Below are 1,741 nucleotides of genomic sequence, written 5' to 3'. Positions count from 1 at the left end.
CGAGACCACTGAAAAACATTTCCAAATAATTGGAATGTGAATTTTTTAGAATTATAACTTAAATAAATAGAAAAATCCCCCAATTTGGTATAATGGAATTGTCGAGAAACCATAACCAAGAAGGGGGATTTTTCATGCTTAAAGACAAAAATATGCAATTAAGCATCTATTCATTATTATACGATAAAATTCCAAATAATCATATGCTCAGAAAGATTAATAATGCCGTTGATTTTAGTTTTATTAATGAACACCTCAAGGATTCTTATTGTAAGTATTATGGAAGACCTGCTAAAGAACCTGAACTAATGGTTAAACTTTTATTACTACAGAAATTTTATAATTTATCGGATCAAAGAGTCATTGAAGATGCTTCCTTGAATCTTGCCTATATGTATTTTCTAGACATCAATCCGGATGAAGAAATGCCCCATCCAAGTTTATTAGCCAAATTCAGAGTGCATAAATTAGAAGATGGAACATTGGATGAATTCCTTACAGAGGTTGTGAAACAATGTGTGGAAAAAGGGGTCGTTAAAGGAACCGGAGTCAGTGTCGATACTACCCATACCGAGGCGAACACATTTAAGGCAACACCCGAAAGAGTGATGAAGCAGCTGGCTAAAAAAATCTTCAAAACTATAAAAGAAGAAACCGGTGATGTACCTGAATCCATCAATCAAGATATCCCTGAATACAAAGAAATTGAAGATCACAAAGAGGCCAAAGAAACGATGAAATCCTATCTGGAAGAGACGATCTCCCAGGTAGAAGAACAGGTTGAAGTTGAGAAGAGCCCAAAAGTAAATGAAGTACTTGAAATAGCAAAAGAAATCATAAGTGACCCTAAATTTATAGAGCAGAAAGGCGTTCGCTCAATCGTTGACCAAGAGGCCCGGGTGGGCCACAAAAGTAAAACTCAGACTTTCTTTGGATATAAAACGGAATATGCCATTACAACAGAAGATTTTATTATAACAGCTGTAAGAGTTAATAATGGTGCTTATGTAGATGGAACTCAGTTTGATGAACTTATCGAGCTAACCAAGAAAAGTGGAATCTCAATTAAGGAAGTATATGGAGACCGAGCATACTTTAAGAAGCCTATTTTAGATAAAATAAAGGAATTAGACGCAACATCCTACATACCCGTCAACCCTATGGCCTATAGGGTTGACGAAGAAAGGTTTAGCTACAATAAAGATTCTGATGAATGGTTTTGTGCGCAAGGAAATAGAACAGAAGGAAAAAAATACAAAAAAGATAAGCGTGGCAGGGAATCCTATAGATATTATTTTGAAAAGGAAAAATGTAGAACCTGTCCATTAAGAGAAGAATGTATAAAGGGAACGACTGTAAGAAGAGTCTTAGAAGTCGGAATCAACACCCCAGAACTTTATGAGTATAGCCAAAAACAAAAAACAGAGGAGTTCCGAGAGAACTACAAAAAACGGGCTTGCCAAGAATGGAAGAATGGGGAAATGAAAAATTTCCACGGGCTAGATCGTGCCAAGGGGTACGGTCTAAAAAGCATGTCCAAACAAGCGAAATTAACCGCATTAGCGGTAAATTTAAAGAGGATAGGAAACATCCTACCCTCTTAAAACTCCTCAAAACCCCTAATTATTAAATCTTAATGCCTCTTTATTGAAAATATTGGATATTCACCATCTGTTTTCCGCAGTAGATTGCATGGCCAGCCTTACCATGTTAAAAAAAGTCGACTTTTTCAGTGGTCTCG

1 pseudogene is annotated in these 1,741 nt (G+C 36.2%); it reads left to right on the top strand.

What is annotated here, in order from left to right:
• Nucleotides 1-134: 134 nt before the first annotated feature.
• Nucleotides 135-1,601: pseudogene (locus tag ACNQGS_RS28875) on the top strand (IS1182 family transposase); the annotation flags it as partial.
• Nucleotides 1,602-1,741 lie beyond the last annotated feature (140 nt).

The sequence above is a fragment of the Neobacillus sp. PVCKKU3 genome (assembly GCF_058323225.1).
Note: the sequence above shows the minus strand (reverse complement) of the source record. Positions and strands in the feature narration are given on the sequence as shown.